This window comes from Desulfotomaculum sp. (assembly GCA_003513005.1).
Lineage (GTDB): Bacteria > Bacillota > Desulfotomaculia > Desulfotomaculales > Nap2-2B > 46-80.
The window spans coordinates 1-9401 of record DOTD01000091.1; the positions used below are offsets into that span (position 1 = coordinate 1).

General features: G+C 41.1%; 9 protein-coding genes. All 9 read left to right on the plus strand.

Features of this window, described 5'->3' with window-relative positions; translation table 11 throughout:
- Positions 1–59: 59 nt before the first annotated feature.
- Positions 60–926, plus strand: a complete 867-nt coding sequence (locus DEH07_11655; GenBank protein HBY05135.1) for a hypothetical protein — start codon at positions 60–62, stop codon at positions 924–926.
- 140 nt (positions 927–1066) lie between these two features.
- Positions 1067–2332: an aminoacetone oxidase family FAD-binding enzyme gene (locus DEH07_11660; GenBank protein HBY05136.1), complete on the plus strand. Its 1266-nt coding sequence runs from the start codon at positions 1067–1069 to the stop codon at positions 2330–2332.
- Between the two features lie 75 nt (positions 2333–2407).
- Positions 2408–3805, plus strand: coding sequence for a 23S rRNA (uracil(1939)-C(5))-methyltransferase RlmD (locus DEH07_11665; GenBank protein ID HBY05137.1), 1398 nt, complete (start codon positions 2408–2410; stop codon positions 3803–3805).
- 292 nt (positions 3806–4097) lie between these two features.
- Positions 4098–4982 carry an ABC transporter substrate-binding protein gene (locus tag DEH07_11670; GenBank protein HBY05138.1) on the plus strand — a complete coding sequence of 295 codons (885 nt, stop codon included), beginning with the start codon at positions 4098–4100 and terminating at the stop codon, positions 4980–4982.
- Positions 4979–5782, plus strand: a complete 804-nt coding sequence (locus tag DEH07_11675; GenBank protein HBY05139.1) for an ABC transporter — start codon at positions 4979–4981, stop codon at positions 5780–5782. Before DEH07_11670 ends, DEH07_11675 begins: the two co-directional genes overlap by 4 nt.
- A gap of 1 nt (position 5783) precedes the next feature.
- The gene (locus tag DEH07_11680; protein HBY05140.1) at positions 5784–6617 is read left to right on the plus strand and encodes a hypothetical protein; all 834 of its coding nucleotides are present in this window, start codon (positions 5784–5786) and stop codon (positions 6615–6617) included.
- A gap of 135 nt (positions 6618–6752) precedes the next feature.
- Positions 6753–7679 carry a radical SAM protein gene (locus DEH07_11685; GenBank protein HBY05141.1) on the plus strand — a complete coding sequence of 309 codons (927 nt, stop codon included), beginning with the start codon at positions 6753–6755 and terminating at the stop codon, positions 7677–7679.
- Positions 7680–7717: 38 nt separating this feature from the next.
- A complete protein-coding gene (locus tag DEH07_11690; protein ID HBY05142.1) occupies positions 7718–8911 on the plus strand; it encodes a cation transporter in 1194 nt (397 codons plus the stop codon).
- A gap of 381 nt (positions 8912–9292) precedes the next feature.
- Positions 9293–9401 (plus strand): phospholipase (locus tag DEH07_11695; GenBank protein HBY05143.1); only part of this gene is annotated, 109 nt, incomplete at its 3' end.

Sequence of the window (9401 nt, forward strand, 5' to 3'; positions counted from 1 at the left end):
GCCAAAGAACGTAGGCTGCTACAATTGTTATTACCAACGATATTACAGAACGCAAACAAATGGAGGAATCGATTCTCCAAAGCGAAAACAAATACCGGCAGCTGGTTGAGAACGCCCGGGAAGGAATTTGGTCCATAGATTCTGAGGGGGTAACAACTTTTGTGAACCGGCGCATGGCTGATATTCTCGGGTACACACCAGAGGAAATGCTGGGTAAATCACTTTTTTGTTTCATGGACGAAAAAAACATCAATTATGCAATGATAAATATGAAACGCCGTGCTGAAGGAATTAAGGAACAGCATGATTTTGAATTCCTGCATAAAAATGGGGAGACCGTTTATACAAGCCTGGAAACATCGCCCATCCAGGATAAGGAAGGCCGTTTTATCGGCGCCCTGGCCTTTGTGGCGGATATTACAGAACGGAAAAAGACTGAAGAAAAGCTGACCTTTTTAAGTCTGCACGACTCCCTGACCGGATTATACAACCGGAATTATTTTGAGCAGGAAATGAACCGGCTCCAGGAAGGACGTCATTTTTCAGTCGGCATTATAGTTTGCGATATCGACGGCCTTAAACTTGTCAATGACAGTTTCGGGCATAATCAGGGAGACGAACACATTAAGCTGGCCGCAGACTTAATCAAGTGGTCATTTCGGGAAGGCGATGTTGTATCCAGAATCGGGGGAGACGAATTTGCAGTTTTTCTGCCGGACAGTACAGCAACAGATGTAGAACATTCGGTAACAAGAATAAGAAAAGCAGTAGATGAGTACAACTCCAGTGGCAAAAAACCATTATTAAGTATTTCTGTCGGATCTGCCGTGGGTCATCAAAGCGCTGAGAAACCCTTGCGAATAAACGAACTTTATAAAGAAGCCGATAATAATATGTATCTCGATAAACTGCTTAAAAGGCAATAATCCGGTTATTCCGGCCAATCTAGAACTTGACGAAGTTGTAAAATCAGGCGCTTCTTATAAAGTTTTGCCTGGTTTTTATTTTTTAAGAATCTGGCTTATAATGTTTTTATCCGAATAAAAGAAGCTTGAGGCTTTTAACTATGTATTATGATTTGATTACCGTGGGCGGCGGGCCGGCGGGTATGATGGGCGCCGCTGCAGCTGCCCAAAGGGGTTTGAAAGTAGTTTTACTGGAAAAGAACGACAGGCTCGGTAAAAAGCTGTCCATTACCGGAAACGGGAGGTGCAATTTTACCAATCTCTGCGATCCGGCAAGCTTCATGGACAACATTGTGAACAATGGGAGATTCCTCCATGCTTCATTGAACAGGTTTAATAACCATAGTTTGGTTTCTTTTTTTAACTCTCTGGGCGTAAAAACAAAGGTAGAAGACGATAACCGCGTTTTTCCCGCTTCGGATCGGGCAGAAGAAATAATTAAGGCTTTGCATAACTACTTGCATAAAAGCAAGGTTGAAATAAGATTTAACTCAGCCGTAAAAAAAGTGCTTGCCGTAAATAACCGCGTTACCGGCGTTATTACAGATAACAACAAAGTTGCCGGTGAAAACGTGCTTATCGCCACAGGCGGGTTATCGTACAGACAGACCGGGTCTGCAGGGGATGGTTTCAGGATGGCCAGGACGCTTGGACATTTTATAGCGCCTCCCCGCCCTGCCCTGGTACCTCTGGTTGCCGGGGGAAAATGGGTTAAGCAGTTGCAGGGGCTTTCTCTGCAAAATATAAATGTACAGGCGGTAAATGTACAAGCGGTATTAGAAGAAAAGGTTATAGCCGAACAGACCGGCGAGTTGATTTTTACCCACTTCGGGGTTTCCGGCCCTGTCATCCTTAAGCTGAGCAGCTTGATTAATAAATGCCCCCCTTCTTCTCTTGCTTTGAGAATTGATCTTTTTTCGTCAATTTCTACAACGCAGCTTAATGCCCAATTAATAGAAATTTTTAAGAAAAACCACGGTAAATACTTAAAAAATGCTTTAGGCGATTTCGTTCCCCAGAAAATGCTTCCTCTGCTCCAGGTTTTTGCCGGAATTGACATCCTTAAACAGGTGGACCAGATCACCAAAGAAGAAAGGGAAAAGCTGGCGAACAGCTTAAAAAGGATTGCCCTCACGATAAAAGGCGCCCGCCCGCTGAATGAAGCCATGGTTACGGCAGGAGGTATTGATACGAATGAAATCAATCCTTCCAGTATGGAATCTAAAATAGTCAGGGGATTGTTCTTTGCAGGCGAGGTGATTGACGTGGATGCCTTAACGGGAGGCTTTAACTTGCAGATTGCCTTCTCCACTGGTTATCTGAGCGGTGTCAGTGTAAAAAGCGAACATGAGCACGTAGGCAGTTGACTTCCCTGATATAAGTTATTTTTCAGGACAGATACAATTAAATGATTGAAGGCTTTAACATTGCCAAGTAAAAGTATGCCTTTAAAAAAAGCGGAAAAAATCAACCTGCAAATAAACGGACTCAACCATGCCGGTGAGGGTGTGGGCCGGTATTGCGGCGTTGCTGTCTTTGTTACCTTTACAATGCCGGGGGATACAGTTTCTGCAGAAGTAATTGAATTAAAAAAGAACTTTGCCAGGGGCAGGCTGCTCCAGATTATCGAGAGCTCCCCCAGCCGGCGGCTGCCTGAATGCCCTCTTTTTTCAACCTGCGGCGGCTGCCAGCTTCAGCATATTGATTATCAAGAACAGCTCAAGCTGAAAACCGGACTGGTAAGAGACAGCCTTTCCCGCATTGCAGGATTAAAGGATGTAAAAGTGCTTGATACGGCAGGCATGGATTACCCCTGGCACTATAGAAATAAAGCCGGCTTTCACGTAGATAATTTCGGCGGAACATACAAGCTGGGCTTTTATGAAGAAAGCTCCCATAAACTGGCCAGGTCCGCCATAAAAACAGACTGTGAAAACCAGGACTGTCTGCTGGTTTACAGGGACTTAAATAAGGCCGCGGCAGTCATTGCAGGACTTTTGAACAAGTACACTCCTAAAACATATGAAATGAAACAAAAACACAAAAGCCATTTCTTTAATAATGTCGTCCTCCGCAAATCCATACACAGCAGCGAAATTATGGCCGCGCTGTTTACCGGGGCGGGACAGTGGCCGCAGGAAAAAGCATTTGCCAAAGAGCTGATTACTTTGTGCCCCGGGATTGCCTCCGTAATGCGCTGTACCAGTGGAGAACAATCAGGGGCAGTTACAGAGAGACGGGTCAGATGCCTGGCCGGAAGCGATCACATAACCGATCGCTTGGAACACCTTACTTTCCGCATTTCGCCGTCTTCTTTTTTTCAGGTCAATCCGTCGCAGACCCTGGCTTTGAACAATAAAGTACTTGAATACGCCTCGCTTACCGGAACGGAGACTGTTATAGACGCGTACAGCGGTGTGGGCGCGATTGCTTTGTATCTGGCGAAAAAAGCAAAAATAATCTATGGATTGGAAGATAATCCCCTTGCGGTAAAGGATGCCCGAATAAACGCAGCTTTAAATAGAATAAGCAATACCGAATTTCTGCCGGGAGAAGTAGAAAAAACACTTCCCGCCCTAGCTAAAAAGGGTGTCATCCCCGGCACGATTATTCTGGATCCCCCGCGCAGCGGCTGCAGCCGCGTAGTCCTGGATGAGGTATTGAACATGCAGACGCCGAAAGTTGTTTATGTCTCCTGCGATCCCGGCACCATGGCCAGGGATCTGGGCTGGTTGAACAGTAACGGATACCTGGTGAAAGAAGTGCAACCGGTGGACATGTTCCCCTGGACCAGGCATGTCGAGACATTATGTTTGATGGAACGTGTAGATATAGTATAGAATTCTGAAACGCTTGGAATACAAGCTTTTAAGAAATATTGCTGCCTGTACCAGTGATGTTTATGGGTGGTTTTGTATTTCGGAAATATGAGCGCCTGGTGAGATTTCATGACTTAATTCATATTGCAGAACTACATGCTGGTAAGATTGTTGGAAAGGATATCAGTGTCTCCGTATCAATCGAAAAATCATTGACATATCCTTTTTGCTGTAATAAAATCTATCTTATAATTGCAAACGCTTTGCATTTGCAAAATAGGAAATGATTTAGGCAAAACGAGGAGAGTACAGAATGAAGAGAACAGGTTTATTAAGCATTGCAGTATTGATAATGCTTACTCTGGTGTTTTCTATTATGGCAGGCTGTGCAAACAAAGAAACTGCGACGGATACTAAAGAAAAACCGATTGTAGCGGTATCCATTGTGCCCCAGAAAACCTTTGTGGAAGCAGTCTGCGGTGACTTGGCAGAGGTGATAGTCATGGTTCCGCCAGGAAACAGCCCGGCAAATTATGAACCAACTCCCAAAGAGATGGAGCAGTTCAGCAAGGCGAAATTGTACTTTGCAATAGGAGTGCCTACAGAAGCAGCAAACATTATACCTAAAGCATCGGAAGTAAAAGACATGAAAATCATCAAGCTTCAGGAGGATGTAGTAAAGGTATATGCTGATAGAGAATTGGCTCCTGGGGAAAGGGATCCTCACATATGGCTTTCACCTAAAAGGGCAAAGGTAATGGTGCAGGCTATAGCACGCGAAATGAGTCAATTTGATTCAAAAAACAAAGATAAATATGAAAAGAATGCACAGAAATATATAACAGAGCTAGATAATGTTGATAAACAAATTCAGAAGGCGCTTGATGGTGTTAAGGATAGGAAGTTCATCGTATTCCATCCGGCCTTCGGTTATCTTGCTGATGATTACAGCCTTCAGATGTACGCTCTGGAGCAGGATGGCAAGGAAGCTACTCCACAAAGACTGAAAGAAATGATAGATTTGGCAAAGAAGGAAAATATCAAGGCGATTTTCTACCAGGCTGAAATTTCCAGTAATCAGGCCCAATCCTTTGCTGAAGAAATAGGGGGAAAAACGGTTCAGCTTGCACCGCTTGCACCGAACTATATAGATAATCTGAAGAATATGGCTGAGCTGATGGCAGAGGTTATGAAATGAGTACCTTAAATAATATTTATAATACAGATTGCTCTGGAAAAGCAGTCTGTATCGAAAACTTGACGGTTAAGTACGGGGGGGAAACGCCTGCAATTGCAGGTGTTTTTCTTAATGTTGAAGACGGTGACTACTTGGGTATTATCGGGCCTAATGGAGGAGGAAAGACTACCCTGCTAAAAGCAATTATTGGTTTAGTGTCTCCGGCATCCGGTAAAATAGAAATTTACGGCAAAAGGCCTGGTAAAACAGGACGGTTGATTGGTTATGTGCCTCAGATTACAGTGCTTGACAAAAGCTTTCCTATCACCGTTCATGAGGTTGTTTTGACAGGACGGCTTACCTCCGCATTTACCCTCTTTCATAGATATACACAAAGCGATAGGGAAAAGGCTGATGAACTGCTTGACAGAATCGGCATCTACAAGCTCAAGGGAAGAATGATTTCCGAACTGTCTGGGGGAGAGTTTCAAAAAATGCTTATAGCAAGGGCTCTCGCTGTAAAGCCAAGGCTCCTCCTTCTTGACGAACCTACTGCAAGCGTGGATGTAAGCTCCAGAGACCAGATATTTTCTCTGCTAAATGAGCTCAACAAAAGCATGACCATCCTTTTGGTTACTCATGACCTTTTTGCCGTATCATCCCATGTAAAGACCCTGGCATGCCTTAACAGAAGACTGGTTTATCATGGAGGCGCCGAACTTAATGAAGAGGTAGTAAGTGCTTTGTATGGCTGCCCCATAGACCTTATAGCGCATGGGGTACCACATAGGGTATTAAAAGAGCATGAGGAGAGCGAATGATATGTTATTATCTATATTCCAGTACCAATTTGTTTACAATGCACTTATTGCAAGCATTTTTGCCAGTATTGTGTGCGGTATTATTGGAGTAATCATTGTTGAAAAAAAGCTTGTAATGATGAGTGGGGGGATAGCTCACACTTCATACGGAGGTGTAGGATTGGGGTATCTTCTTGGTTTTGAGCCTATTATAGGCGCCTTTTTTATATCTGTCTTAGCAGCTTTGGGAATAGGCTATATCAGAAGAAAGGGCGGTACACGCTCTGATGTTGTTATTGGGCTCTTTTGGTCTTTGGGTATGGCGCTTGGCATCTTATTTATTGCATTGATGCCGGGGTATCCACCCGATCTGTCTTCCTATCTGTTCGGAAGCATATTGTCGGTAACCAGAACAGATCTATATTTAATGGCAGTCCTCACACTGATAGTAGTACTTGTAATAACATTACTATTTAATTATTGGAAATCTTATATGTTTGATGAGGAATTCGCAGCTATTATTGGAATAAAGACTGCTTTTATTGAATATCTGCTCTTTATATTGATTGCAATGTCAGTTGTGGTATTAATACGTGTTGTCGGAATTATTCTGGTTCTTGCTTTATTTACAGCACCAACAGCTATAGCCGGACTACTAGCAAAAAACCTGAAGTCAAGGATGGTATTTTCGGTAATTATTGGCAGCTTTTTTTGTTTAGCCGGACTATGGATATCCTATGTTTTTAATATTGCGTCCGGTGCGGCTATCGTGATTCTTTCAGCAATAGGCTATCTGGCCATCTATATAGCTATTTCTATCAAACCTCATACTAAAAGGAAACAGAGCTATTTATAAAAAAGATTTACGCATATGGTATACAGGGGTATGGTATATATGGTATACAGGGGGACGGCTCTTGTGTATTCTAGTCCATTGGTAATCTTTCTTATCACCGGTACCCCATTGGAAATATAGCAAGGAAGTGTTTGTGTGATAGAATTCAAATATATTTATGGCCCGGTACCATCCAGGAGACTTGGTCTATCTTTGGGAGTTAGCATAATACCGAAGAAGGCATGTAATTATTCATGTATTTATTGTCAATTAGGCAGAACTGACCGTATGACTAATACCCGGCAACTGTTTTATCCGGTCGGGGATATTATTGAAGAGTTAGACAAAGTTTTACAGAATAATATTTCGTTTGATGTCGTTACTATAGTAGGAGAGGGAGAACCCACCTTATATTTAGGTCTTGGAGAGCTTATAGAAGAGATACATAAAAGAACGGATAAACCAGTGGCGGTCATCACGAACGGAGCTCTTCTATATGAGTTGCAGGTGCAAGCAGAACTTTTTAATGCGGATATAGTTTTACCTACATTGGATGCGTACGATGAATTATCTTTTAAAAAGATCAGCAGGCCATATGGAAGTTTAAAATTCTCAGAAGTGATTAGAGGTTTGAAAGATTTCTCAAATAAATACAGAGGGCAGTTATGGATTGAAATCATGCTCATGAAAGGTATTAATGATGACGATATGAGTTTGAATAAATATGCCGAAACGCTTAAGAAAATAAAGTATGATAAGTTATATCTGAACACACTGGTACGCCCGCCTGCTGAGTCATATGTTAAGGTTGTGGAACATGAAAAAATGAACCACGCAGCAGAAATTTTGGGAGGTATTTCAATTGACCTTTTAGAATCACAAGGCTTTCATAGTGAAATTAAGGATGATTATGAGGCGATTCTCAGCATCATTAAGCGTCACCCAATGAATCAATTTGAAATCGCAGCTTTCTTACAATCAAGAGGATGCAGCAAGATTGAAATGATTTTCAATAAACTAAAGCAAGACAAAAAAGTAGTTGTAATAAATTACAGGGAATATGATATTTATAGACTGAAATAATTGATATCCTGGCATCAATAGGGAAGGAAGTGATTATTATGGAGAAGAGCGAAAGGATTGCACTCCTTGCAATTATTATTAATCTATTTATTTTCGGAATTAAATATGCATCCGCATCTGCTACTGGAAGCATTGCATTGAAGGCAGAAGCTTTTCATACGTTTGCCGATTTTATTGCATCCTTAACTGTATTTGCAGGATTAAAGATCGCAAAGCGCAAGACAAAGTCATTTCCTTATGGGCTTTATAAAGTTGAGAACTTGCTGTCTGTTGTTATTTCTACAGTTATTTTATATACAGGCTATGAAATAATATTAGATGTTATAAATACTGATATAACTGAACTAAAAAATTCAGGACTCGCCATTATAAGTTTATTAGTTGCAATAATGATTACTTTCCTATTTTCAAATTATGAGCGGAAAATGGGAAAGAAAATAAACTCTCCAATTCTAATAGCAGATTCACAACATATGCTAACAGATGTTTTAAGTAATTTGATTGTTTTATTTGCTGTTATTTCCAGCACTATAGGTTTTCAATTAGATAAAATTGGAGCTTTGATTGTTGTTATATTTATTGCCAGGACCGCCATCCGAATATTAATTGATGGAGCAAAGGTTTTATTAGATGCTTCCGTAGATTACGAAACTCTGAGCAGGATTGAAAAGATAATTTTGGGTACACCTCAGGTCGTTAAACTTAAAGCTCTAACTGGACGAAATTCCGGGAGATTCAAATTCATCGAAGTTAGTATTATGATAAAAACACATAACTTAGATAAGGCTTATTTTATTGCAGATAATATTGAGAGTCATATCAAGAATGAAATCAAGAATATTGATAAGGTTGTTATCCATTATGAACCTACCCAAAAGGAAGAAATTATTTATGCATTACCTTTATCTGATGACCAAATATCAATCAGCCCACATTTTGGCGAGGCGCCACTATTTATGTTTGTAACATTTAATGCGGAAAAGAAGATTGTCATCAAGATTGATATTCTTAACAATCCATATACAAAGATTGAAAAAGGCAAGGGAATTTTAGCGGCAGAATTCCTAGTGAAAAACATGGTTGATTTTGTACTTGTTAAAAATAATTTTGAGAGTAAAGGTCCACATTATGTATTTTCGAATGCCAATGTTGAGGTAATCGTAACAAAGGATGAATCGCCTAAGCAGGCATTTGAAAAGCTTGGATTGGCATTCAGTCCTTTTTCAGATTGACAATCTGATATTGATTCCACTGCAATATCTCCCACGACACCTTACAATTAAGGATATTATAAAACTATTGAAATTTCAGATATACCGAACATAGAACTTGATCTTGATGTGCTTAATAATAATTATTCAGTGAACCCGGGTAGGCACAGCTTTGGCGCCGCTCACACGAACGCGGCAACGGATTTGTTGGATGCATTTAGGCCGTTTTTTATATTGTCCGGTCTTTCCTCCCCTTCTGCCACACAATCGTTCGCCAGTTTCATACATAATCTTAAATTTTTAAGGTATATGGCAGTAATTTCCAAAGGATTCTTTAAACAGATATCCAAATTATTACTATGAATAATTATTTTATGTAAAAATTCCGGGAGGTAAATAGCGATTAAAGCAGATGGCGTTTTTGAAGGCGGCGGAGTTAAGGGAATTGGCCTGATCGGCGCGGTTGCCGGGATGGAAGAGGCAGGCTATGTATTTGAGAATATGGCGGGGG

What these genes read in the sequence shown, in the direction of transcription:
- DEH07_11655 (HBY05135.1), top strand. Translation starts at nt 60, where the DNA reads ATGGAGGAATCGATTCTCCAAAGCGAAAACAAATACCGGCAGCTGGTT.
- DEH07_11660 (HBY05136.1), top strand. Translation starts at nt 1,067, where the DNA reads ATGTATTATGATTTGATTACCGTGGGCGGCGGGCCGGCGGGTATGATG.
- DEH07_11665 (HBY05137.1), top strand. Translation starts at nt 2,408, where the DNA reads ATGCCTTTAAAAAAAGCGGAAAAAATCAACCTGCAAATAAACGGACTC.
- DEH07_11670 (HBY05138.1), top strand. Translation starts at nt 4,098, where the DNA reads ATGAAGAGAACAGGTTTATTAAGCATTGCAGTATTGATAATGCTTACT.
- DEH07_11675 (HBY05139.1), top strand. Translation starts at nt 4,979, where the DNA reads ATGAGTACCTTAAATAATATTTATAATACAGATTGCTCTGGAAAAGCA.
- DEH07_11680 (HBY05140.1), top strand. Translation starts at nt 5,784, where the DNA reads ATGTTATTATCTATATTCCAGTACCAATTTGTTTACAATGCACTTATT.
- DEH07_11690 (HBY05142.1), top strand. Translation starts at nt 7,718, where the DNA reads ATGGAGAAGAGCGAAAGGATTGCACTCCTTGCAATTATTATTAATCTA.